Origin of the sequence: Exiguobacterium sp. s26 (assembly GCF_018618235.1) — a bacterium.
Taxonomy (GTDB): Bacteria; Bacillota; Bacilli; order Exiguobacteriales; family Exiguobacteriaceae; genus Exiguobacterium; species Exiguobacterium chiriqhucha.
The window spans coordinates 113,595-136,027 of the sequence record NZ_JACSLS010000004.1; the positions used below are offsets into that span (position 1 = coordinate 113,595).

Annotated in this window: 26 protein-coding genes; 5 read left to right on the plus strand and 21 right to left on the minus strand. The window is 53.8% G+C overall.

Annotation, left to right across the window (positions count from 1 at the left end; genetic code table 11):
- Positions 1–1,254: a serine hydroxymethyltransferase gene (gene glyA, locus KNP82_RS07630; protein ID WP_021066118.1), complete on the minus strand. Its 1,254-nt coding sequence runs from the start codon at positions 1,252–1,254 to the stop codon at positions 1–3.
- 129 nt (positions 1,255–1,383) lie between these two features.
- On the opposite strand from glyA, the gene KNP82_RS07635 reads away from it, so the two are divergent.
- Positions 1,384–2,169, plus strand: a complete 786-nt coding sequence (locus KNP82_RS07635; RefSeq protein ID WP_029594673.1) for an alpha/beta hydrolase — start codon at positions 1,384–1,386, stop codon at positions 2,167–2,169.
- Positions 2,170–2,204: 35 nt separating this feature from the next.
- Here the strand turns inward: KNP82_RS07635 and KNP82_RS07640 are convergent, their stop codons facing one another.
- From KNP82_RS07640 to rho, 9 genes are all read right to left on the minus strand, one after another.
- Entirely contained in the window at positions 2,205–2,747 is a 543-nt protein-coding gene (locus KNP82_RS07640) for a TIGR01440 family protein (RefSeq protein WP_125318036.1), read from the minus strand.
- The gene (gene rpiB / locus KNP82_RS07645) at positions 2,744–3,184 is read right to left on the minus strand and encodes a ribose 5-phosphate isomerase B (RefSeq protein WP_021066115.1); all 441 of its coding nucleotides are present in this window, start codon (positions 3,182–3,184) and stop codon (positions 2,744–2,746) included. The genes KNP82_RS07640 and rpiB overlap by 4 nt, the downstream gene beginning before the upstream one ends.
- Positions 3,185–3,188: 4 nt before the next feature.
- Positions 3,189–3,683, minus strand: a complete 495-nt coding sequence (locus KNP82_RS07650) for a low molecular weight protein arginine phosphatase (protein WP_241764566.1) — start codon at positions 3,681–3,683, stop codon at positions 3,189–3,191.
- Positions 3,684–3,723: 40 nt separating this feature from the next.
- The gene (locus tag KNP82_RS07655) at positions 3,724–4,722 is read right to left on the minus strand and encodes an L-threonylcarbamoyladenylate synthase (protein WP_021066113.1); all 999 of its coding nucleotides are present in this window, start codon (positions 4,720–4,722) and stop codon (positions 3,724–3,726) included.
- Positions 4,688–5,560 (minus strand): peptide chain release factor N(5)-glutamine methyltransferase, encoded by an 873-nt coding sequence (gene prmC / locus KNP82_RS07660; protein ID WP_029594670.1) that lies wholly within the window; start codon positions 5,558–5,560, stop codon positions 4,688–4,690. The genes KNP82_RS07655 and prmC overlap by 35 nt, the downstream gene beginning before the upstream one ends.
- Positions 5,560–6,630: a peptide chain release factor 1 gene (prfA, locus tag KNP82_RS07665; RefSeq protein WP_029594669.1), complete on the minus strand. Its 1,071-nt coding sequence runs from the start codon at positions 6,628–6,630 to the stop codon at positions 5,560–5,562. Before prfA ends, prmC begins: the two co-directional genes overlap by 1 nt.
- Before the next feature lie 79 nt (positions 6,631–6,709).
- Complete coding sequence (locus KNP82_RS07670; RefSeq protein ID WP_021066110.1) at positions 6,710–7,321, minus strand: thymidine kinase; 612 nt, start codon at positions 7,319–7,321, stop codon at positions 6,710–6,712.
- A gap of 137 nt (positions 7,322–7,458) precedes the next feature.
- On the minus strand, positions 7,459–7,701 hold the full coding sequence (locus tag KNP82_RS07675) for a type B 50S ribosomal protein L31 (RefSeq protein WP_021066109.1): 243 nt from the start codon (positions 7,699–7,701) through the stop codon (positions 7,459–7,461).
- A gap of 82 nt (positions 7,702–7,783) precedes the next feature.
- Entirely contained in the window at positions 7,784–9,124 is a 1,341-nt protein-coding gene (gene rho / locus KNP82_RS07680) for a transcription termination factor Rho (RefSeq protein WP_021066108.1), read from the minus strand.
- A 378-nt stretch (positions 9,125–9,502) separates the two neighbouring features.
- On the opposite strand from rho, the gene KNP82_RS07685 reads away from it, so the two are divergent.
- Positions 9,503–10,204 (plus strand): C40 family peptidase, encoded by a 702-nt coding sequence (locus KNP82_RS07685; RefSeq protein WP_021066107.1) that lies wholly within the window; start codon positions 9,503–9,505, stop codon positions 10,202–10,204.
- 23 nt (positions 10,205–10,227) lie between these two features.
- Here the strand turns inward: KNP82_RS07685 and KNP82_RS07690 are convergent, their stop codons facing one another.
- Positions 10,228–10,734, minus strand: a complete 507-nt coding sequence (locus KNP82_RS07690) for a DUF421 domain-containing protein (protein WP_035385635.1) — start codon at positions 10,732–10,734, stop codon at positions 10,228–10,230.
- Between the two features lie 118 nt (positions 10,735–10,852).
- Here KNP82_RS07690 and KNP82_RS07695 point away from each other — a divergent pair, with 118 nt between their 5' ends.
- A complete protein-coding gene (locus KNP82_RS07695) occupies positions 10,853–11,251 on the plus strand; it encodes a hypothetical protein (RefSeq protein WP_029594667.1) in 399 nt (132 codons plus the stop codon).
- Positions 11,252–11,260: 9 nt separating this feature from the next.
- Here the strand turns inward: KNP82_RS07695 and KNP82_RS07700 are convergent, their stop codons facing one another.
- The 9 genes from KNP82_RS07700 to KNP82_RS07740 form a co-directional block, all read right to left on the minus strand.
- The gene (locus tag KNP82_RS07700; protein ID WP_214827563.1) at positions 11,261–12,031 is read right to left on the minus strand and encodes an ABC transporter permease; all 771 of its coding nucleotides are present in this window, start codon (positions 12,029–12,031) and stop codon (positions 11,261–11,263) included.
- Positions 12,021–12,947, minus strand: a complete 927-nt coding sequence (locus KNP82_RS07705) for a daunorubicin resistance protein DrrA family ABC transporter ATP-binding protein (RefSeq protein ID WP_029594666.1) — start codon at positions 12,945–12,947, stop codon at positions 12,021–12,023. Before KNP82_RS07705 ends, KNP82_RS07700 begins: the two co-directional genes overlap by 11 nt.
- A 101-nt stretch (positions 12,948–13,048) precedes the next feature.
- Positions 13,049–14,017 (minus strand): class II fructose-bisphosphatase, encoded by a 969-nt coding sequence (gene glpX / locus KNP82_RS07710; RefSeq protein ID WP_029594665.1) that lies wholly within the window; start codon positions 14,015–14,017, stop codon positions 13,049–13,051.
- A gap of 16 nt (positions 14,018–14,033) precedes the next feature.
- Positions 14,034–15,287 (minus strand): UDP-N-acetylglucosamine 1-carboxyvinyltransferase, encoded by a 1,254-nt coding sequence (gene murA, locus KNP82_RS07715; RefSeq protein ID WP_029594664.1) that lies wholly within the window; start codon positions 15,285–15,287, stop codon positions 14,034–14,036.
- 26 nt (positions 15,288–15,313) lie between these two features.
- On the minus strand, positions 15,314–15,964 hold the full coding sequence (fsa, locus tag KNP82_RS07720; protein WP_021066101.1) for a fructose-6-phosphate aldolase: 651 nt from the start codon (positions 15,962–15,964) through the stop codon (positions 15,314–15,316).
- 79 nt (positions 15,965–16,043) lie between these two features.
- Positions 16,044–16,874, minus strand: a complete 831-nt coding sequence (locus KNP82_RS07725; RefSeq protein ID WP_029594662.1) for a hypothetical protein — start codon at positions 16,872–16,874, stop codon at positions 16,044–16,046.
- Between the two features lie 98 nt (positions 16,875–16,972).
- Complete coding sequence (fba, locus tag KNP82_RS07730) at positions 16,973–17,827, minus strand: class II fructose-1,6-bisphosphate aldolase (protein WP_021066099.1); 855 nt, start codon at positions 17,825–17,827, stop codon at positions 16,973–16,975.
- A gap of 157 nt (positions 17,828–17,984) precedes the next feature.
- Positions 17,985–18,347, minus strand: coding sequence for a response regulator (locus KNP82_RS07735; RefSeq protein ID WP_029594661.1), 363 nt, complete (start codon positions 18,345–18,347; stop codon positions 17,985–17,987).
- 80 nt (positions 18,348–18,427) lie between these two features.
- Positions 18,428–18,778 (minus strand): YxeA family protein, encoded by a 351-nt coding sequence (locus KNP82_RS07740; RefSeq protein ID WP_029594660.1) that lies wholly within the window; start codon positions 18,776–18,778, stop codon positions 18,428–18,430.
- 112 nt (positions 18,779–18,890) lie between these two features.
- On the opposite strand from KNP82_RS07740, the gene KNP82_RS07745 reads away from it, so the two are divergent.
- On the plus strand, positions 18,891–19,313 hold the full coding sequence (locus KNP82_RS07745) for a hypothetical protein (protein WP_029594659.1): 423 nt from the start codon (positions 18,891–18,893) through the stop codon (positions 19,311–19,313).
- A gap of 37 nt (positions 19,314–19,350) precedes the next feature.
- Here the strand turns inward: KNP82_RS07745 and KNP82_RS07750 are convergent, their stop codons facing one another.
- Complete coding sequence (locus KNP82_RS07750; RefSeq protein WP_029594658.1) at positions 19,351–21,006, minus strand: glycerol-3-phosphate dehydrogenase/oxidase; 1,656 nt, start codon at positions 21,004–21,006, stop codon at positions 19,351–19,353.
- A 262-nt stretch (positions 21,007–21,268) separates the two neighbouring features.
- Here KNP82_RS07750 and KNP82_RS07755 point away from each other — a divergent pair, with 262 nt between their 5' ends.
- Complete coding sequence (locus KNP82_RS07755; RefSeq protein WP_029594657.1) at positions 21,269–22,384, plus strand: NADH-dependent flavin oxidoreductase; 1,116 nt, start codon at positions 21,269–21,271, stop codon at positions 22,382–22,384.
- Positions 22,385–22,433: the final 49 nt, after the last annotated feature.

The window sequence follows — 22,433 nt, forward strand, 5'->3', positions numbered from 1 at the left end:
TCAGCCTCGTTCAGGATAGAGCGAGAACTTCGACGTCAACGCGCGAACTGCTTCGTGCGCTTCCGCGAGCACTGCTTCATCTTCATGGTTCGTCAAGACGCGTCCGATCAAGCGAGCGACTTCACGCATATCGTCTTCTTTCAATCCGCGCGTCGTCATCGCGGCCGTCCCGAGACGAATCCCGCTCGTGACGAACGGTGATGCCGGATCGAATGGAATCGTGTTCTTGTTGACCGTGATGCCGGCTGCGTCGAGCGCATGCTCGGCCGCTTTCCCGGTGATGTCGATGCCGCGGAGGTCGACGAGGAGAAGGTGGTTATCCGTACCGCCCGATACGATGCGGAGTCCTTCCTCTTCTAGCCCTTGCGCGAGCACCTGTGCGTTCTTGATGACTTGTGCCTGATACTCTTTGAACTCAGGTTGGAGCGCTTCCCCGAACGCCACGGCCTTCGCCGCGATGACGTGCATGAGCGGACCACCTTGAATCCCTGGGAAAATCGACTTGTCGATCGCCTTGGCGAACTCTTCTTTACAGAGAATCATGCCGCCGCGTGGACCGCGAAGTGTCTTGTGCGTCGTCGTCGTCACGAAATGCGCGTGCTCGACCGGGTTCGGATGAAGACCGGCTGCGACGAGACCCGCGATGTGGGCCATGTCGACCATGAGGTAGGCACCGACGCTATCGGCGATTTCACGGAACTTAGCGAAGTCGATCGTCCGCGGGTACGCCGAGGCACCAGCGACGATGAGTTTTGGTTTATGTTCTTTCGCGAGGGCTGCGACAACGTCATAATCGATGTGTTCTGTCTCTTTGTCCACACCGTATTCGACGAAATTGTACTGAACGCCTGAGAAGTTGACCGGACTTCCGTGCGTCAAATGGCCACCGTGCGACAAGTTCATGCCGAGCACCGTGTCACCGGCTTCAAGGACTGTGAAGTAAACGGCCATGTTCGCTTGGGCACCCGAGTGCGGCTGAACGTTAGCGTGTTCTGCACCGAACAGCTCCTTGGCGCGGTCGCGGGCCAAGTTCTCGGCCACGTCGACGAACTCACAACCGCCGTAGTAGCGACGGCCTGGATAACCTTCCGCGTACTTGTTCGTGAGCACGCCGCCTTGCGCTTCCATGACTGCTTCTGAGACAAAATTCTCCGAGGCAATGAGTTCGATGTTCTCGCGTTGGCGACCGAGCTCGTGTTGCATCGCTTCAAACAATTCCGCATCCTGTACTTTCAACTTCGTCGTGTTTACCATGTTGAAACCCCCTCTGAATGTCTAAAAATCAACACCCCCATCGTAACATATGCTTCTTTTTTTGGGTATCGTCTAATCCACGGGCAAGTCGGGTATCATATGAAAGAAGACGATCAGAGGAGGCTACTTATGATTGAGACAAAACAAATTACCATCACCCCGTTCGAGCGCGAGCGGACGATTCGGATTTATACGCCGGCCGATTACGACACGACGGACAAACGTTATCCCGTGCTCTATATGCATGACGGACAGAACGTGTTCGCCGACGAGGACGCGAGCTATAAGATGAGCTGGCGCGCCGGCGAGTATATGGACGCCTCGAAGCGCGACATCATCATCGTCGGCATCGACAGCGCCCCCGGCGAGATGCGGCTCGACGAGTATGGTCCGTGGGAGAACCCGTACATCGGCGAGAGCTTGCTCGGTCAAGACGTGACGCTCGGTGGACAAGGATCAGCCTACATTGAATACATCGCCCAAGAGTTGAAGCCGATGATTGACGCGAACTATCGGACGAAGCCGGACGAGACGGCGATGATGGGCAGCTCGATGGGCGGCTTGATTTCGATTTACGCTGCTTGCGTCTATCCCGATGTCTTCAAGCGCGTGGCTTCATTGTCCTCGGCGTTCTGGTTCAACCAGACAGAGCTCGAGCAATTGATTGACGCGAGTGATTTGAACGGCGTCGAACGTCTGTATATGGACGTCGGCCGCAAAGAAGTCGAACAGCCGTCAGCGGACGGTCCGACGAACGAGATGTATCTCGAGTCGAGCGAGCGGGTCTACGCCCTGCTGCGCGACAAAGTCGAACATATCCGCTTCGAGGTCATCGAGGAAGGTGTCCATAACGAGCTCGCTTGGCGCGATCGGTTCCCGATGGTCATCTCGTATTTGTTTAGTGAAGAGTTATAACGCAAAAGAAAGCCGGTCGCGCAGACCGGCTTTCTTTATTTTGCTGGATAATGGGCCCGTGGGCCGCCAATCAGTTTCGGTCGCGTGACGGCGAACGTGACGTACGCCTCACCGAGCTGCTTCGCCGACAACCGGACCGGAATCGCGACCGGCTTCAAATGCATGCCGATCAGCGTCGATCCGATATCGATGCCGGCGTCCGCTTGAATCGATTCGACGACGCACGGGGCGTCGAAACGCTCGTACGCCTTCTCGGCCATCGCCCCGCCCGCCGCGCGGACCGGGACGACCGTCACTTCCGTCAACCCGAACTGTTTCAAGGTCCGTCGCTCGATCGTAAGGGCGCGATTGATATGTTCGCAGCCTTGAAAGGCGAGATGGACGCCGGTCTTGTCCCGAAACGCAAGGAACGCCTCGATCAAATCCGACGCCACATCAATCGAACCCGCTTTCCCGATCGTCTTGCCGACGACCTCGCTCGTCGAACAACCGATGACGAGCATCTTTTCCTCATCTAACGGAAACCGTTCATGCAACTCCGTCAATAAGTTCAAAAGCTCCGCCTTCATCGTCGTCACTTCGTTTCGTAAGCGCTCATCTTGTCGACACGGTTCGAGTGGCGTCCGCCTTCGAAGTCCGTATCGAGCCATGTCGCCACTAAGTCGAGTGCAAGACCCGGTCCAATGACGCGCTCGCCCATCGTCATGATGTTCGAGTCGTTATGTTGACGCGTCGCTTTTGCGCTGAACGAATCGTGTACAAGTGCCGCCCGGATGCCTTTCACTTTGTTGGCAGCAATGCCAATGCCGATTCCAGTCCCGCAAATCAAGATGCCACGGTCGAACTCACCGGCCGCGACTGCTTCGGCGACTGGAATGGCTACGTCCGGATAATCGATTGACTCGGCCGAGTGTGTCCCGAAGTCCTTATACTCGTGTCCAAGCTCTTCCAATAATCCGATGATATCTTTCTTCAAATTGAATCCGCCATGATCGGCGCCGATTGCGATTTTCATTCCGTCATTCCCCCGTCTTCTTTGGTAGGCGTCTCGGTGGTTTCGTCACCTTTGACCCGTCATTCGTCAATTTTAGCACAAGTCGATTCACGAGTGGTTCGAGTTCGTTTCGGACTTGGCGGTAGACGTTCATCGACCCTCCGAACGGGTCGTTAATATCGCGCTCGAGTCCCGTGACGAACTCATATAATGTGAATGTGCGATCGGCCAAATCCGGATACGTGTCCCGAATCTGTTCACGATGCGCCCGTGTCATCGTCAAGATGACGTCCGACCAGCGTCCGAGGACGTCGTCAAACGTTTGCGTCACGTGCTCGAGCTCAATTCCTCGTTCACGCAACACTTGGAGTGCATTTTCTGATGCGTCAAACCCTTGCATCGTCCGAAGCCCGGCTGAACGAATATCGAACTCGTCCCCCGTCACTTTCGAACGGAGCAGGGCCATCGCCATCGGGCTTCGGCATGTGTTCCCACTACATATGAATAATACGCGTTTCATCGACATCGCGTGATCCTCCTCTATGTCCTTAAGCCTCTTCCTATGGACGGATGACTTTACCGCCAGCCGCCTTGTAGAGGCGGTTATAAACGGCAAGAGCGACTCCCGTCGGTTCAATCCGATTCACGTAAATCTCTTCTACATCCGTCTCATCAAATTTACGCAACGCCTCGTATAGACGCTGGGCCGCCGTCTCCATCGAAGTGCCGAGAGAGAGGGTGACGTCAGCCGGGGTCGTCGCTTCATCGAACACGAGTGCGCCAACTCGCTTGCCCGCTTCCTGCCGCGCCATGACGACACGGACGAGGTCTTCACGTCCCCCTTCGACTAAATACAGGGGTGCGCTCGGGGCGTAATGGGTGTACTTCATTCCTGGTGATCGTGGCGCAGCTGTTTCATCGCTCAAGTTGGCATCGAGAATGACCGGGCCAATAACCGCTTCAATCGCTTCTTTCGTCACGCCGCCCGGACGTAAAATCGTCGCCGGTTCTGCCGTGCAATCGATTACGGTCGACTCGACACCGATGCCTGTCGGTCCCCCATCCATAATACCCGCGATCCGACCGGTCAAATCATCTGCCACGTGCCGGGCCGACGTCGGTGATGGACGTCCCGAGCGGTTCGCACTTGGTGCTGCCAGTCCAAGACCGGACGTGCGGATCAAGTCAAGTGCGGCCGGATGGTCCGGCATCCGCAATCCAATCGAATCCAGACCAGCCGTCACGAGTGATGACGCCCGACCGTTCGACGGTAAGATGATGGTCAAGGCACCGGGCCAAAACGCTTCCATCAAGCGTCTCGCGACCGGCGGGATGGTTTGCGCGAAATGTTCGGCCTGTTCGACCGTGGCGACGTGGACGATGAGCGGGTTATCCGACGGTCTTCCTTTCGCCTCGAAAATCTTTTTGATGGCGACATCGTTCGTCGCATCTCCGGCGAGTCCGTAGACAGTCTCCGTCGGGATGGCAATCACCTCGCCAGCCTTCAAGAGACGTACCCCTTCCTCAACTTCTGTCGGCTTGATCCATTTCGTTTCCATGCGCAATCCCTTCCCTCACGGCGTAGACGATTCGGTCTTTGCCGTTTATATCTTTTAAAATACCCGTTTCTGCTTCAGGATAACGTTCGGACAGGTACGATTTCACAACTTGTCCTTGATTATACCCGATTTCAAATGCAATCAATTGCCAATCGGCACACAGGACGCGCATCGAGTCGGCGATGATCGTTCGATAAAAGTCGAGCCCGTCCGCTCCGCCGAACAAGGCGAGGTGAGGCTCGAAGCCCGCTACCGTCTCATCGAGCAGTTCGTCCGCCTCGATATAAGGCGGATTTGAGACGAGGACGCGAATCGAGTTGTCGGCAATCGGCGCGAGGCAATCTCCTTCATGGAAGGACACATCCGCCCCGAGGGACGCTGCATTACGCTCGGCGACAGCGATTGCTTCCCGGGAAATATCGACCGTTTGGACACGGACACCTAGCTCGAGACTGAGTGTGACGGCGATTGCGCCGCTGCCCGTCCCGATGTCGACAATCTCATCGTCGGAGACATTATGCACATGCTCGACGACCCATTCGATCAATTCTTCCGTTTCCGGACGCGGAATCAAGACGTCACGATTGACCTCGAACATCCGTCCATAAAACGGGGCGTGACCAATCAAGTGTTGGACCGGTTCACCTGCCAAGAGACGCTCGAACCCGGCGTCAAACGACTTCGCCTCTTCCGTCGTCAATTCATCGGACAAACGGATGAGTAGTCCCGTCCGATCGACGTCAAGGACGTGCATGAGCCACCACTCCGCCATCGAGACGTCGCGACCCGAGAGCGCGAGCTCCCGTTCTGCTTGTTTCAGCCTCGCCGCGATCCGCATCAATCGACATCCTCCATCAGACGGGCCTGTTCGTCCATGACGAGGGCGTCGATGATATCTTCAAGTTCCCCGGCGAGGACGCGGTCGAGCTTTTGGAGTGTCAGCCCGATGCGGTGGTCGGTCACACGGCTCTGCGGGAAGTTATACGTCCGAATCCGCTCTGAGCGGTCTCCCGTCCCGACGGCCGATTTGCGTTGCGCCGACAGTTCTTGTAGGTGTTCGCTTTGCATCTTGTCATACAGGCGGGCTCGGAGTACTTTGAGCGCCTTGTCTTTGTTTTTATGTTGCGACTTCTCGTCCTGACACGAGACGACGAGCCCCGATGGGATGTGCGTCAAGCGCACGGCCGATTGGGTCGTGTTGACCGACTGGCCGCCCGGTCCCGATGATGTGAACGTGTCGACACGGACGTCTTTCATGTCGATGTGCACTTCGACGTCCTCTGCTTCTGGCAACACGGCGACGGTCGCCGTCGACGTATGGATGCGTCCGCCCGACTCGGTCGATGGGACACGTTGGACCCGATGCGCCCCGTTCTCAAACTTCAGTTTCGAATAGGCACCCGTCCCGTTGATGAGGAACGTCACTTCTTTGAAACCGCCGAGTTCTGTATAGTTGGCGTCAATCAATTCGGCCTTCCAGTTCTGCCGCTCGGCGAAACGCGTGTACATCTTGTACAGGTCGACTGCGAACAGTGCCGCCTCGTCTCCGCCGGCTGCCCCGCGAATCTCGACGATGACGTTCTTGTCGTCGTTCGGGTCTTTCGGTAACAGCAAGACGCGTAATTTCGCCTCGAGCGCCTTCACTTCCGGCTCAAGGAGTGACATCTCTTCTTTGGCGAGCTCGCGCATATCGGCATCGAGCGTGCGGTCCTCAAGCATCGCTTTTGCTTCTTTATACGCCGTGCTCGTCTCTTTATAGTGACGGTACGCCTGCACCGTTTCTTCGAGTTGCGACTGTTCTTTTGAATATTGTCGTAATTTATTCGCGTCGCTGAGCACTTCAGGGTCAGCGAGCATCTCATTTAATTGCATATAGCGTTCTTCTAATACGCTCAAACGGTCAAACATGATGATCCGTCCTTTCTCCGTCAAATCGAACTGTCTTCATTATAGCAAAAAACGAACCGCCAAGGGCGGTCCGTTGACGTCAGTCGGCCACTGTATGGCGGACTGGGCGTGGTTTATTCGGGACGTCGTGGCAATGACGGCAACGCGGTTCATACGACTCGGAAGCGCCGACCAAGATGACCGGGTCTTCGAAACGCGCCGGTTCACCGTCAATCAATCGTTGTGTCCGAGAAGCTGGCGCCCCGCACGATAGACAGATGGCCTGCAGCTTCGTGACAAATTCGGCACGCGACAACAGCTCTGGCATCATCGTGAACGGCTCACCTCGGAAATCCATGTCGAGGCCTGCGCAGATGACACGTTTGTCTTCTGACGCCAATTGCTCGATCACGTCGACGATCCCTTCGTCGAAAAACTGAACCTCGTCGATGGCGATCACTTGCGTCTCTTCACGTACCGCATCGTATAAGTCTTGACTTGATTGAATCGGCACGGCCACGACCGAGTTGCCGCTGTGGGAGACGACGTTCTCTTCGTGGTACCGATCGTCGATTGCCGGTTTGAACACTTGGACAGGGATTTTCCCGTAGTGCGCCCGACGGACACGGCGGATCAGTTCCTCCGATTTCCCAGAAAACATACTCCCACAAATCACTTCTATCCAACCGTAACGGTTCGTCACATGCATCATTCTACTTCGCCCTCTCCTTCGTTAATCGCTTCCCGATTATACCCATCTTTTTCTTGAAGAAAAAGGGTTGACTTCTATCTAAAAAAAATAAAAACCGCCAAGGGCAATCCCTAGGCGGTGTGCATACAAGTTGACGATTAACGTTGGTACTTCTTGTTGAAGCGCTCGATACGACCGTCCGCAGATGCGAATTTCTGGCGACCTGTGTAGAACGGGTGCGAATCAGAAGATACATCGACACGGATGAGTGGGTATTCGTTACCATCTTCCATCGTGATTGTCTCGTTAGAGTAACGAGTCGAACCAGAGATGAATTTGAACTCAGTCGTCGAGTCCATGAATACGACTTTACGGTATTCTGGGTGGATTCCTTGTTTCATTGCTTTTCAACTCCTTCTGCCCTAAGTATTCTTTCAACCTAGAGAAAGTTCACTAGAATATAATAGCACCCGGTTCACGGATTTACAAGTCCGTTTTCGTTTTTTTCACCGGGCGTCGACTCTTTTTCTTATCGGCCTCAAGCGCCGCAAAAAAGTCGAGGTTCGTTTTCGTTTCGCGGACCCGGCGCAAGAACTGATCGACGAAGTCTGGCGACTCGTTCATCGTGCGACGAATCGTCCAAAGCGAGTCGAGTTCGCCTTTGCCGAGCAGCAATTCTTCCTTGCGCGTTCCCGAGCGACGAATGTCGATGGCCGGGAAAATCCGACGTTCCGCCAGTTTGCGGTCGAGGTGCAGCTCCATGTTGCCCGTTCCTTTGAACTCTTCATAGATGACGTCATCCATGCGCGAACCCGTATCGACGAGTGCCGTGCCGAGAATCGTCAAACTGCCGCCGTCCTCGATATTACGGGCCGCCCCGAAGAACTTCTTCGGTTTATGGAACGCGGCCGGGTCAATCCCGCCGGAGAGCGTCCGTCCGCTCGGCGGGACGGACAAGTTGTACGCCCGCGTCAGACGCGTGATCGAGTCGAGCAAGATGACCACGTCCTTCTTATGTTCGACGAGGCGCATCGCCCGTTCGAGAACGAGCTCCGAGATGCGAGCATGGTTCTCCGGTGTCTCGTCAAACGTCGAGTAGGCGACATCCGCGCCCGGCACCGAACGTTGAATGTCCGTCACTTCCTCCGGCCGCTCATCAATCAACAGGATAATCAACTCGACGTTCGGATGGTTCGTCGTAATCGAATTGGCAATCTCTTTTAAGAGGGACGTCTTCCCTGCCTTCGGCGGCGCGACAATCAAGCCACGCTGCCCGAAACCGACGGGAGCGATCATGTCCATGACGCGGACCGACAAATGGTTCGGCTCCGTCTCGAGCACCATCTGTTGTTCCGGGTAAATCGGAGTGAGCGCCGGGAAGTAGTCTCGGTTGCGCGTCGAGTCCGTCGTCTCGCCATTGACCGCCTCGACGCTGAGAAGCCCTTGGAACCGTTCATTCTCTTTCGGTTTCCGGACTTTCCCCGTCACGAGGTCGCCGTTACGGAGGTTAAAGCGGCGGATTTGCGAAGCCGCGATATAAATGTCTTCAGACGATTGCGAGTAATTGATGGGGCGTAGGAAACCAAAACCGCCATCGTTTTGCGACTGTGGGTTAGGCGGAATAATCTCTAGGATTCCTTCGAGGAAATAAAGATCTTTTGATTCTGCCTGTGATTTCAATATCCGGAACATGAGCTCACGTTTACGTGCCTCGCGATACTGAGGCACGTTCACTTCTTTCGCAATCTCATATAACTCTTTCAACGTCTTCGTCTCGAGTTCCCGAAGCGTGTAGTTTTTAGCCGGTTCAGTCGTTTGACTCATTCAAGTCACCTGTCTTTCATGATTCTATATTTCAAAAGTAAACGTTCATTCCTCATTCATCTAATCACACTTCAGTCAAACCGTCACTGTTTGAAAAACGGCTTTATGTCAGTCTATTCCCCTGTTGTTGAAAACATAACAACCTTTTTACTATGTATGTAACAAATAAGTCTCTATTCTCGCATATTGTTTCAAATATGTTACAAGAAAACTGTTTTTGTCTTGTGATTGAAAAATGCCATCGGTCTTGCGCATGATATAGTTTATTTGCACAGGAAACCGGGTAATATCCGCAACTTGTGCTCTAATCTTGTTAACACACATCGATCATATACAGCCACTTAGGGTTTTATTTTAAAAAACGGAGGGAAATACACTATGTTAAAGCGTTTCGCATCTATCATTGTCGCTGCCACTCTCGCTTTCTCGGGTCTTGCTTTCACAACAGGTGAACAAGCAGAAGCCGCTACTGGTAAATTCGCTTACTCGAAAGTTAACGGCTTGAACATCCGCACAGCACCGTCGCTCAGCTCGAAAGTCACGACAACGATGAACAAAGGCCAACGCTATACATACCTCGGTAAAGTTGGTTCGTTCTACAAAATCAACTACAAAGGGACTCACCGTTATATCTCAGCTTCATCTACTTACACGTACTTGAAAGCAAACACGAAGACAGCTACTGCGAAGAAAGTAACAACTGCTTCTGCATCAAGCGCTCGTACAAAACTTGTCGCTGAGTCGAAGAAGTACCTCGGTACACCTTACCGTTACGGCGGAACGACAACTTCTGGCTTTGACTGCTCAGGTTACACAGGTCACGTTTATAAGAAAGCCATCAACAAATCGATCCCACGTGATTCACGCTCGCAATACGCTAACTCGAAAAAAGTTTCGAAGTCAGCGATTCAAGCCGGCGACCTCGTGTTCTTCTCACACAACGGAAGCACGATCCAACACGTTGGAATGGCACTCAGCAAAACACAAATGATCAACTCTGAAACAGGCGGCGTGAAATACGCGAGCTTCACATCAGGTTACTGGGCACCACGTTATGTCGGTGCAGGATCATACCTCTAATTTAAACGACCAAACGACCCGGTTCATAGGAACTGGGTCGTTTTTTTCGTCTCAACGTTTCGTAATACCGTGTCCGTGCTCGTCGACACCGAGAACGTCCCATCCGTCTCCAAAACGACAGCCTCGACTTGATTGAAATCCGTACCGCTCGATCGAATCGCCTGCAACACCTCAATCTCGAGCACCCGCTCCCGCCGCATCGTTTCTTCTAAATATGTCCCATCATAGTAAAGTAGCGCCGGCGTCGACTTGATCAGTTGATTCACGCGTTTCGAGCGGGTCGCCAACTTGGCCATCACGTATTGCATGAACACGAGCGTCGCAAACGCGGTCAGTCCGTTCAATAGCGGTGTCTGTTGACTCGTGAGTGTCGTGGCCAGAATCGATCCGAGCGCGACGGTGACGATAAAATCAAAAGCGTTCATTTTGGCAAGTGTCCGTTTGCCGGAGACCCGCAAGATGAAGATAATCGCCAAATAGCCCCCCACACCGGTCAATATAATATGCAACATCGTTCGCAGTTGGTCCATCGTCTCCCTCCTTCTCTACTGCTGTTCCACGAAGCACCAACATTCAATCGCTGTTCATCTTCCGTTCATCTGGCTTCGTTACGATAAAGCCATCACGTTGAAGGAGTTGTTCTATGCCATGGAAAAGATTTGGAGTCTTCGTTTGATTCGCCTCGCCGCGCTGTTCGGTGTCATCGGGACGGTGCTCGGGTCGCATATGTCGGGTGCCGGCAGTTATGCCTTTCGCCCAATTCACGCCCATATTCTGCTTGCCGGTTGGTTATCGATCTTCGCCTGGGGCGTCTTCTATCGTTTATATGCGGTCCGGAACCAATTATTCGTCACGATGCAAGGATGGACAGCCGTCATCGGATCAATCGGATTGACGAGCGGGATGTGGTTCTACACGATGAACCCGTTCCAATGGAATGAGACCGTCACTCTCGTCTATTTCATCATCGGGGGCACGGTCTCGTTAATCAGTTTTGTTCTCTTTTTGATTGTCACATTTATGATCGACCAGGACGAGCGGGTATGATTCCGCTCGTCATTTTTGTTTCAAGGCACCACGCGCGTTCGTCGCCGCGAACACGACCATGATGACGCTCATCGCCCCGGCGACGGCAAGTCCGGCCGATAACGCACCCCAGTCGATCGTTGGTTGCGTCAAGACGGCACGCATCCCTTCAAAAATATACGTCGTCGGATTGAACGTCGCCGCCACTTTGAGCCACTCCGCCTCAATCAACTCTTTCGGGACGAACGTCGTCGACAAGAAGATGAGCGGGAAGAACAAGAGCGTCCCGGCTTGTGCAGCCTGAGCGTTCCGTGTCTTTAACGCGACACCGACCGAGTAACCAGCAAAACCAAGGCCGAATCCGATGGCAAGCAGCACCGTGAACAAGAATCCAGGCAGACCGACCGGAATCGACAAACCGAGCAAGAACGCTACCCCGAAGATGAGGAGCGTCTGGACGAGCAGTTGCAACATCCCGGCAATCATCGGGCCGAGCACGATCGCCGTCCGCGTCGCGGGAGTCAGAAGCAAGCGGGCGAAGTAGCCGCTCTCGATATCACGGACGAGCGCTTGTCCCGTCCCCCCGGCCCCACCGACCGCCCCGGACACGATGGAGACCGGCAAGATGAAGTTTAAATAGGCGCTCCCATCAAACTGAGGAAGCGATGCGACGCTCGATAATCCGCTCGTGTAAACGAGTAGGAAGAAGACGGAAATAATCAAGTTCGGGATGAACGAAAACGGATTCCGAATCGTCGTAATGAGGCTCCGTTTCGTGAAGAGCCATGTCTCAGTCCACATCGGGCACACCTCCTTCATATGACTCACCGGTCACTTTCAAAAAGACGTCATCGAGCGACGGTTGCTTCACGGTCAGACGTTCCGGTTGAAGCGACCGTTCATCGAGCTGGCGCACGACTTCCATCAGCGTATGATTGACGAGCTCGAACGCCACGTGTTGCCCGGTCGCCGTATGACCGAACAACGCAGCGGCTGCAGATGCTTCTTGATCGCTGTGGAACGTCATCGCAATCGTCTCGCCGCCGACGAGTCGTTTCAACGCTTCCGCTGTCCCTTCGCTGACGATTTTTCCATGATTAATGATGGCGATCCGGTCGGCCAGTTCGTCCGCCTCTTCTAAGTACTGGGTCGTCAAAAAAATCGTCGTGCCGAACTCCTCGTTGAGCCGTCTCACCTCGTTCCAAATCTCGATGCGGCTCGCCGGGTCGAGCCCGGTCGTCGGTTCATCTAAAAACAAGACGGTCGGTCGATGGACGAGCGTGAGCGCTAAATCGAGCCGACGCCGCATCCCGCCCGAATATGTGCCACTTCTCCGGTCGGCCGCTTCCGTGAGCGAGACGACACGGAGCAGTTCCTCGGCGCGCGTCTCCGCCTCTTGTTTCGTCATCTTGAACAACCGGCCTTGCAAGACGAGCAGTTCCCGCCCGGTCAACACTTTATCGATGCCGGTCTCTTGCAGGGCGACGCCAATCGACAGCCGGACGTCTTTCTCTTGTTTGACGACATCGAACCCGTTCACCCGCGCCTTGCCCTCAGTCGGACGGACGAGCGTCGTCAACATTTGCACCGTCGTCGATTTGCCGGCCCCGTTCGGTCCAAGGAAGGCGAAAATCTCCCCTTCTTGCACCGAAAACGAAATCCCATCGACGGCAGGAACGTCCCCGAACGTTTTGACGAGCGATTCCACTTCAATCATCACACACACCTCCTGACTTTCCATTCCCGTTCTAGCCATATAATAAATATGTAGGAACACATCAAAAAAGCTGTGGACGCGATGTCCACAGCTCGAGAGAATTAAGGTTTCATGACCATTTTCGGTTTTTTCTTCAATGAGTGGATGCCTTCGACGAAGCGGACCGTCCCTGACTTGGCACGCATGACGACCGAGTGCGTCTGACCGCCCTGTCCGGTGAACTGGACACCGCGGAGGAGCTCCCCGTCCGTCACGCCCGTCGCTGCGAAGATGCAGTCCTCGCCTTTGACGAGATCATCCAACAAGAGGATGCGGCCCGTATCGGCGATGCCCATGTCTTGGCAACGCTTCTCTTGGGCTTCGTCTTCAGGAAGCAGGCGACCTTGGAAGTCACCGCCGAGACACTTCATGGCGACGGCCGCGATGACGCCTTCCGGCGCACCGCCAGAGCCGAGCAACAAATCGACACCCGTTTTGGGGAACGCTGTGTTGATGGCCGCGGCCACGTCTCCATCAGGAATCAACTTGATGCGGGCACCCGTCGCACGGACGCGTTGAATCATCTCTTCATGACGGTCACGATGCAAAATCGTGACGACGACGTCTTCGACGTTCTTGTTCTTCGCTTTGGCGACGATGGCGATATTCTCTTCAATCGAATTGTCGAGACTGATCAATCCGGCCGCTTCCGGACCGACGGCAATCTTGTCCATATACATGTCCGGCGCGTGAAGAAGGTCACCGGCGTCAGCGACCGCGAGAACGGCAAGCGCTCCCCATGTTCCCGTCGCGACGATGCTCGTCCCTTCGAGTGGATCGACAGCGACGTCGAGGCGCGAGCCATAGCCGTTCCCGACTTTTTCACCGATATAGAGCATCGGTGCCTCATCCATCTCGCCTTCCCCGATGACAACGACCCCTTTCATCGGAATCGTATCAAACACTTCACGCATCGCGGTCGTCGCCGCATCGTCCGCCTCTTCTTTCAAGCCTTTACCCATCCAACGAGCCGAAGATAGCGCTGCCGCTTCTGTGACTCGGACCAATTCCATTGATAAACTACGTTCCACCCGAATTCTCCCCTTTTTACTCAGACACCTCATCGACCCAGACGAGCGCGCCGAGTTGTTTTAGTTTGCCGACGAAATCGACATATGAATCGTTCAATTTTTCCGCATGGATCACCGTGGATTCGCCACTCGCTTGAAGCCCAGCTAAGGTGAGGGCTGCCCCGCTCCGTGCGTCTGCACATTCCATTTCCGCATTGGCGAGCGTTGTCCCGCCGCGAATGACGGCCGAAGCGTCCTCGAGCGTAATCTGTGCGTTCATGCGCCGCATTTCCGCGATATGGCGGAAGCGTTGGGCGTACAGCTTGTCGGTGACGATACTCGTTCCGTCCGCTTTCAACAGTGCGGCCGACATGATCGGCTGCAGGTCGGTCGGATACCCCGAATAGTGGAAGACACGGATATCAATCGGTTTAAAGGCGTTCGCCCGCACCGTGATCGTCTCTTCCCCGACTTCGACGTCGGCCCCGTAATCCAGTAGTTTTTGAATGACGCCTTCTAAGTGAGTCGGAATGACGTTTCGAACCGTCACTTCACCCGCGACCGCGCCATAAATCATGAACGTCCCAGCCTCTAACCGATCGGGAATGAGCGTGTGTGTACAGCCGTGGAGCTTGTCGACCCCTTTGATGCGAATCTCGTCGGTGCCCGCCCCGATGACATGGGCCCCCATCGAAGTGAGCATCGTCGCGACGTCGACGATTTCCGGATCGATGGCCGCGTTCTCGATGACGGTCGTCCCGTTAGCGAGCACGGCCGCGAGCATGGCGCTCACTGTCGCCCCGAACGAACGGAGATCGAGATAAATTCGATTTCCCTCCAGCTTTTCGGCGTTCACATGATAAAGTCCCGACTCGTTCTCGACTTTAATGCCGAGACGTTCGAGTGCTTTCAAATGTAAATCGATCGGTCGTGGACCAATCGCATATCCACCGGGAAGCCCGACGGCCCCTTTCCCAAAACGAGCCGCAAACACCCCGAGCAAATAGACAGCGGCTCGGACTTTACGCGTCTCTGAGCCGAGCAGCGGCATGGCGACGGCATCTTTCGCATGAAGCGTCATCCGCTCCCCGTCCCGTTCAATCGCGACGCCGAGTTCTTGTAATAGACTGAGCATCACTTCGACGTCCTCAATGACGGGGACGTTCTCAATCGTCACCGGTTCTTCCGTCAAAAGTGCTGCGACGAGACAAGGCAAGGCGCTCTGTTTGGCACCGCTAATGTCAACTGTTCCTTCAAGTTTTTGCTGTCCTACGATATGGAGAATTTCCACGAAGATCAAACCTTTCTGCGACAAACTTATTTGGATTGAGCGTTGTTCCAATCCGCTAAGAATTGCTCGATCCCTTTGTCAGTGAGCGGATGTTTCATCATCTGTTCGATGACTTTGTATGGTACCGTGGCGATGTCGGCTCCAAGGAGAGCCGCCTTCGTCGCGTGGACCGGATGGCGAACGGAAGCTGCGATGATTTCTGTATCGATACCATGGATGGCAAAGATATTGGCAATCGTCTCGACGAGGTCGAGACCATCTTGACCGATATCGTCCAAACGACCGATGAATGGCGAGACGTATGACGCGCCGGCCCGAGCCGCGAGTAGCGCTTGGTTGGCGTTAAAGATGAGCGTCACGTTCGTCTTGATGCCGAGCTGTGAAAACGTATTGACCGCTTCCATCCCTGCTGGCGTCATCGGTACCTTGACAGTAATATTCGGCGCGATGGCCGCAAGTTCCTTTCCTTCTTCCACCATACCCGCTGCGTCGAGCGCAATAACTTCCGCGCTGACTGAGAGATCCCCGACGATCTCACAGATTTCGCGTAGCCGTGTATGGAAATCGACGCCTTCTTTGGCGACGAGCGATGGATTCGTCGTCACTCCCCCGATGACGCCCATCTGATGAGCTTTCTTGATGTCTTCCACGTTTGCCGTATCAATGAAAAAACGCATGTACAATTCCTCCTCGAATGGTGTTGTGATCGCTTACACTTCTTATTATGAGGAAATTGTCATGGAATTGCTACACCCTTTACGTCAAGCCGGCGATGGCGAACATCGATCCGATGAGTAAACCAACGCCAACAAGCGTCCCCACTGCCGTCCATCGTTTCACGTTTTTTTGTTTTGTCTCATACGCTTGATACGGCCCTTCCTTTAAGCGCTCCGACCCATGCGTCTCGATCCAAAGTCCGACCGCGGTCTCTTCGTCGGTCACGAGATTGCCTGTATACGTGAACGGGATGATTTCTTCGGGTCGACGGAGAATGTCGAACCGCTCCCGCCGTGTCGCGATGTTCGCCCCGATCCAGTAGAGCCGTTTCGGTGTATAGAAAACTGGCACGCTATCTCCGATAAAATACTGAATCCACTGTTCGAACGCGGCGAGATCGCGTTGGTCGAACAAGATTTCCATTGAATCCTCGTCAGTCATGATGGCGAGCATCGGGCACAACTCGATCGTCCGTCGTCTATAGGGATGCGGCATGGCTGCTTCTGTCTTTCGGACGATGGCCGGGAAGAAGACGACTTGCTTGATTGCGTCGAGCGGGAACGATTGCTCGACTGACTCACCCGGCTCGTGCCGATACGTCGTCCCCTCAATATATGTCGCGGTCACTTCATAGTGCGACTGGTGCCGCTCTTTCCAGAACAGCTGGCGAAACAGTTGCAAGAACCGATACACGCCGTAACCGCCGAGGACGGTGAGTGACAACAGCGGAATCAACCACGGTTTCGGATTCATGAGGATGAGAATGACCGGCAGCGCGGCAAAGGCCAACGTCATACCAATTATAATGATGGGACCGACGATATAAAAAATGCGCCAAAATGATTCTGTCGAACGTTCTTGATACTTCATGCAAACTCCCCCTTTTCATCTATATACGGTACCCTAACCGCTTACGTTTCAATAAAAAAAGCCGGCTCTCGCAAAGAGAGCCGACTGATGTGACAGGATTATGCTTGGTTGCTTGAACCGAACTCACGCATTTTGCCAGTAACGACGTTGTAGATCGCTTCGACACCAGGGCCGATGACTTTACGTGGGTCATATACTTTCGAGTCCGTGTTGAGCTTCTCACGTACGGCACGAGTCCATTCTTGTTGGCACTCTGTGTTAACGTTGATTTTGCTGTGACCGAGCTCGATTGCTTTTTTGATTTGGTGCTCAGGAATACCTGAACCGCCGTGAAGAACGAGTGGAGTTTTAGTCGCTTCTGCGATTTCTTCCATCTCTTTGAAGCCGAGTTTAGGCTCGCCTTGGTATTCTCCGTGTACAGAACCGAGTGCTGCCGCAAGAGCGTCAACTTTCGCTTCTTTCACGACGCGTACGCACTCGTCGAGGTCAGCGTATTGTACGCCGCCAACAACGCCATCTTCTTCGCCGCCGACTGTGCCAACTTCCGCTTCAACTGAAGCGCCTTTAGCGTGTGCGTATTCAACGACTTGTTTCGTCATTTCGATGTTCTCTTCGATCGGGTGGTGTGAACCGTCGATCATAACAGACGTGAAACCAGCGTCAATTGCTGCTTTACACTTGTCGAAAGATGAACCGTGGTCGAGGTGGATTGCAACTGGAACAGTGATGTTGTAGTCGTGCATGAGACCTTCAGTCATTTTAACAACTGTTGTGAAGCCACCCATGTACTTCGCTGCACCTTCTGATACACCGAGGATAACTGGTGATTTCTCGTCTTCCGCAGCGCGAAGAATCGCTTGCGTCCACTCGAGGTTGTTGATGTTGAATTGGCCTACTGCATACTTGCCTTCGAATGCTTTGTTAAGCATTTCTGTCATTGATACTAATGGCATAATGACATCCTCCTGTCTGTTCGCTATTGTGCACTTTGGGAAAAATGCCCCCGTGCAATTCGTTCCCATTATAACACACGTCGAAACTTGTGCCTATGCTATTCGGGCATAGAAATGGCTCTGCGCAAGCGTTTACATATGTCATCTTCGTGACGAATTACGTGATTTTGAGGACTTCCTTCACTTTTTCAATCATCCGATAAATATCGAACGGCTTTTCAAATTGCGCGGTAATGCCAAGTCGTTGCACTTCTTCAAGCGTCGATTTTTCCCCGAACGCGGTCATAATCATGACCGGGGTTTCGATGTTCCGTTGGCGCATGTTGCGTAGTACTTCATGACCGAACATGCGCGGCATGTTCATATCGAGCAATACTAAATCGTATCCGTTCTGTTCGAGCTTTTCCCAAGCGTTCTGTCCGTCGTTCGCCGTGTCGACCTCGATGCCGAGGCTTTGGAACACTTGCGCTAACATCAACCGAATCCCGTCTTGGTCGTCTGCGATCAACATCCGTGACATCCATCTACCTTCTCTCCATAGTTTGCACTAGTCTAACCATACCAAATCCGATTTCGTTTGGCGACGGACCTATTTTGAAATCAAGGCAACGGTATCGATACCGGTTCTTCGGTCTGTTCGTCCTTTAACTGGGCCGGTACTTCCGACTCAGGTACCGGCTCGTAGGCCGTCACCGTCTGCTCGTCTTTCACATACAGTTTCAAAAAATCGCCTTCGGCCAGCCGAATCGGTGCCTCGAACGTGATTGGTCGTTTCTTGCCGTCTTCATCATAGCCAATCGTTTCATACGTATGTCTCTTTCCTTGGTCGGTGACGTTTGTGCTCGGCACTTTCGTATAGTAGACGTCGGCAAACAGCCGATTCGTATCGACGAACTGCCAACCGAGAAATAAGATGAGGACGACGCCACCGATTGCCCATGCTCGTTTCATCGTAACTCCCCCGCCTTTCTCTTTTCCATCTTTTTCAATACCATTGTCTCCCTATTTCTAAACACCCGGTACGCTGATATACTGAAAACATGAAACGAACAGGAGCGAAATCATGAAACCATATTTGTTATACATATTGTTCGTCTTGGCACTTGGAAGTATGGTCGCACTCGTCGTGAACGTTTTCGGGGAAGACCAAGAAGAGATACCGCTCGCCGCTGCCGTCGAGACCGATCTCGAGGAATTGCCGGAGACGTTCGCCGTCTTATCCGAGACGTTCGATGAGCCAATCGCAGACAGTGACATCGCCCGCATCAAAAAGCTGGCTTCTGATCCGGAACTCGACGAAGCGAACGTGCACGCCCTCGGCACAATCGATGTCATCTTTAAAGGACGACCGACCACACTGACACTCGAAACAGAAGTGGATCGTGAGGACGGCACGTATCTTTATCTGTATTTGTTCGGCGAACCGGACATCGTCGAGGCGCTCGACGAACGCATCATGGCGTATTATGAAGAATTAGGCATATGAAAAGGAACCTCGCCGCGGCGAGGTTCCTTTTATTTCGTTAGTCGACCGTGACAGGGACGACCGCGAGATCAATCTCTTTCTCGATCTCGGCCCGCTCTTCAGCGAGACGAGCATCCGACCATTTGAAGACATCGGCCATGCAACGGAGCACGCCGTCTTTATAGTTGCGGACGAAGTCGATGTCGAAGAACATCGCTCCGGTGCGGCGGACGAGAAAGTCGATGGCCCGAACGACCGACTCTTCTTCGATGCCGTACATGAGTTGTGCATAGACGTACTCTGGAAGGTCGTACGCGTTCGAGTCCATCCGTTCGATGACACGATCGATGTTCGATCCGTAGAGACGGACGAGTTGCTCGGCTTTGACGTCATCGAGACCAAGGTTTTTCAGTTCAGCCTTCTTCTTCGTCAAGAAGTCATCGAACCCTTTCGAACCGCCGACATGGCCTCCCGACATCGGCATATGTTTCGTGCGCGAAGCGAGGAAGACGATGCCTTCTTCTTGCTTGAGCAGTTTCGCCACCAAATCGACGACCGTCTCTGACATCTTGCGATAACCGGTCAACTTCCCACCGGCGATCGTGATTAAGCCGCTTTCCGACTGCCAAACCTCATCTTTCCGTGAGATTTCAGACGGGTCTTTGCCTTCTTCATAGATGAGCGGACGAATCCCGGCCCAGCTCGACTCGACGTCATCTGCCGTCACGTTCACGTCTGGGAACATATAGTGGATTGCCTCTAAAATATAGTCGCGGTCCTCGGTCGTCATGCGTGGGTGAGCTTTATCCTTATCGAAGAACGTGTCTGTCGTCCCGACGTACGCTTTGCCGTCACGCGGAATCGCGAACACCATCCGGCCGTCTGGTGTATCGAAATAGATGGCTTGTTTGAGCGGGAATTTCGACTGGTCAATGACGAGGTGAATCCCTTTCGTCAAACGGAGCATCTTCCCTTTGTTCGAGCCGTCTTGTTCGCGGAGCACGTCGACCCAAGGTCCGGTCGCGTTGATGACTTTCTTCGCATAAACTTCGTACGTCTTGCCGTCGATTTGGTCTTCAACGTGGACGCCGACGACTTTGCCTTGCTCATAGATGAGACCAGTCACTTTCGAATAGTTCAAGAGGAGAGCGCCGTGGTTGGCCGCCTCTTTCGCGACTTCAATCGTCATACGGGCATCATCTGTCCGATATTCGACGTAATAACCGCCACCGACAAGACCGTCTTTTTTGACGAGCGGCGCTTTTTGAATGACTTCATCCGGCTTCAACATCAAACGTCGCTCGGCGCGTTTGACGCCCGCTAAGAAATCGTACACCATCAAGCCGACCGCTGTGGAGAGCGGTCCGAACGTGCCGCCTTTATGCATCGGCAACAGCATGCGTTCTGGCGTCGTGACGTGTGGCCCGTTCTCATAGACGATGGCGCGTTCTTTTCCGACTTCGGCGACGAGCGCGACTTCGAACTGTTTCAAGTAGCGCAACCCTCCGTGGACGAGTTTCGTCGAACGGCTCGATGTTCCGGCTGCGAAGTCTTGCATTTCGAGCACGGCCGTCTTCATTCCGCGAGACGCGGCATCGAGCGCGATTCCGGCACCGGTGATTCCTCCGCCGACGACGAGCACGTCGTGACGTTCACCCGTTAACTGTTCATATCGTTTGGCACGTTCTTTTGCTGAGAAATTTCTGATTTCCATCTTGTCCCCTCCTATAATGAATCCGGTTCGATGTATGCGAAAAGAGACCACAACAAAACAAGGCTTCGCCCCCCATGTCGTGGTCTCTCTGTAGTCTCCAACCGGTTATCAACTTTTCTCCTGTATTATACCCCATTTTCTAGCATTCAACCATCGACCCGCTCACGGAGTGTGCAACCTGCTCCTCAGAAAGCGTCCCGCTCGCAATTTCAAAATGAGAAGACTAGACTTCAAGGTATCACCAACAAGGAGGAGTTTTTTTATGAAACGCATGTTACAACCTTTCCAATTCAAAAACGGCGTCGAGCTCCACAATCGGCTCGTACTTGCGCCGATGACCCATTATTCGTCAGAACCGACGGGTGAAGTGTCGGAACACGAACTCGCCTATTACCGCAAGCGAGCGAAGAACGTCGGCCTCGCCATCACGGCGTGTGCTTACGTGACCGAAGACGGCAAAGGGTTCCCGAACGCCTTCGGTGTGAATGACGACAAGTTCATCCCTGGGCTTCGTCAGCTCGCTGAAAGTTTGAGAGCGGAAGGCGCGAAAGCGATTCTTCAAATCTTCCATGCAGGACGCATGTCTCCTCCGGAACTCGTTCCGAACGAACAACCAGTAAGCGCCAGCGCCATCGCACCGGTCCGTGAAGGTGCCGCCACACCACGCGCCCTTGAGACTGAAGAAGTCGAAGCCATCATCGAGGCGTTCGGCGAAGCGACACGTCGTGCCATTGAGGCCGGTTTTGACGGCGTCGAGATTCACGGGGCGAACACGTATTTGATTCAACAGTTCTTCTCACCTCACTCGAATCGACGCGACGATCGCTTCGGTGGCGACGTAAACGCACGCCTCACATTCCCGCGTGAAGTCATTCGCTCGGTCAAACGTGCAGCTGAAGGCGCGGACAATTTCTTAATCGGCTACCGCTTCTCGCCTGAAGAAGTCGAAGAGCCAGGCATCACGCTCGACGATACGGACGTATTGATCGATATGTTGCTCGAAGAAAATCTCGACTACCTCCACGCCTCGCTCTGGAACTTCAATATCGGTTCAATTCGGAACGAGAACGTGACGGAGCGGTCGATTGATCGCATCGCTAAACGCATCAACGGTGCCGTCCCGCTCATCGGAGTCGGACAGCTCCAGCGCCCAGGTCAAGTCGAAGACGCACTGAACGTCATCGACCTCGCCGCGCTCGGCCGCGAACTCATCATCGACCCGGATTGGCTCGAGAAAGTGAAAGACGGTCGTGAAGACGAAATCGAGACCGAACTCGACTTGAACAAACAAGCCGAACTCGCCGTCCCGGCTCCGCTCTGGAACGCCATCACAACACGTGCCGGCTGGTTCCCAATCAAAGACCAAGCCGTCAAATAAGCCTTCAACCGCAGACTTCATGTCTGCGGTTTTTTTGTGGTTTGTGCAA

Excerpts from the sequence above, each read along its gene's own strand:
- glyA (WP_021066118.1), bottom strand. The coding sequence starts at position 1,254 with ATGGTAAACACGACGAAGTTGAAAGTACAGGATGCGGAATTGTTTGAA.
- KNP82_RS07635 (WP_029594673.1), top strand. The coding sequence starts at position 1,384 with ATGATTGAGACAAAACAAATTACCATCACCCCGTTCGAGCGCGAGCGG.
- rpiB (WP_021066115.1), bottom strand. The coding sequence starts at position 3,184 with ATGAAAATCGCAATCGGCGCCGATCATGGCGGATTCAATTTGAAGAAA.
- KNP82_RS07650 (WP_241764566.1), bottom strand. The coding sequence starts at position 3,683 with ATGAAACGCGTATTATTCATATGTAGTGGGAACACATGCCGAAGCCCG.
- KNP82_RS07655 (WP_021066113.1), bottom strand. The coding sequence starts at position 4,722 with ATGGAAACGAAATGGATCAAGCCGACAGAAGTTGAGGAAGGGGTACGT.
- prmC (WP_029594670.1), bottom strand. The coding sequence starts at position 5,560 with ATGCGGATCGCGGCGAGGCTGAAACAAGCAGAACGGGAGCTCGCGCTC.
- prfA (WP_029594669.1), bottom strand. The coding sequence starts at position 6,630 with ATGTTTGACCGTTTGAGCGTATTAGAAGAACGCTATATGCAATTAAAT.
- KNP82_RS07670 (WP_021066110.1), bottom strand. The coding sequence starts at position 7,321 with ATGATGCATGTGACGAACCGTTACGGTTGGATAGAAGTGATTTGTGGG.
- KNP82_RS07675 (WP_021066109.1), bottom strand. The coding sequence starts at position 7,701 with ATGAAACAAGGAATCCACCCAGAATACCGTAAAGTCGTATTCATGGAC.
- rho (WP_021066108.1), bottom strand. The coding sequence starts at position 9,124 with ATGAGTCAAACGACTGAACCGGCTAAAAACTACACGCTTCGGGAACTC.
- KNP82_RS07685 (WP_021066107.1), top strand. The coding sequence starts at position 9,503 with ATGTTAAAGCGTTTCGCATCTATCATTGTCGCTGCCACTCTCGCTTTC.
- KNP82_RS07690 (WP_035385635.1), bottom strand. The coding sequence starts at position 10,734 with ATGGACCAACTGCGAACGATGTTGCATATTATATTGACCGGTGTGGGG.
- KNP82_RS07695 (WP_029594667.1), top strand. The coding sequence starts at position 10,853 with ATGGAAAAGATTTGGAGTCTTCGTTTGATTCGCCTCGCCGCGCTGTTC.
- KNP82_RS07700 (WP_214827563.1), bottom strand. The coding sequence starts at position 12,031 with ATGTGGACTGAGACATGGCTCTTCACGAAACGGAGCCTCATTACGACG.
- KNP82_RS07705 (WP_029594666.1), bottom strand. The coding sequence starts at position 12,947 with ATGATTGAAGTGGAATCGCTCGTCAAAACGTTCGGGGACGTTCCTGCC.
- fsa (WP_021066101.1), bottom strand. The coding sequence starts at position 15,964 with ATGCGTTTTTTCATTGATACGGCAAACGTGGAAGACATCAAGAAAGCT.
- KNP82_RS07725 (WP_029594662.1), bottom strand. The coding sequence starts at position 16,874 with ATGAAGTATCAAGAACGTTCGACAGAATCATTTTGGCGCATTTTTTAT.
- fba (WP_021066099.1), bottom strand. The coding sequence starts at position 17,827 with ATGCCATTAGTATCAATGACAGAAATGCTTAACAAAGCATTCGAAGGC.
- KNP82_RS07735 (WP_029594661.1), bottom strand. The coding sequence starts at position 18,347 with ATGTCACGGATGTTGATCGCAGACGACCAAGACGGGATTCGGTTGATG.
- KNP82_RS07740 (WP_029594660.1), bottom strand. The coding sequence starts at position 18,778 with ATGAAACGAGCATGGGCAATCGGTGGCGTCGTCCTCATCTTATTTCTC.
- KNP82_RS07745 (WP_029594659.1), top strand. The coding sequence starts at position 18,891 with ATGAAACCATATTTGTTATACATATTGTTCGTCTTGGCACTTGGAAGT.
- KNP82_RS07750 (WP_029594658.1), bottom strand. The coding sequence starts at position 21,006 with ATGGAAATCAGAAATTTCTCAGCAAAAGAACGTGCCAAACGATATGAA.
- KNP82_RS07755 (WP_029594657.1), top strand. The coding sequence starts at position 21,269 with ATGAAACGCATGTTACAACCTTTCCAATTCAAAAACGGCGTCGAGCTC.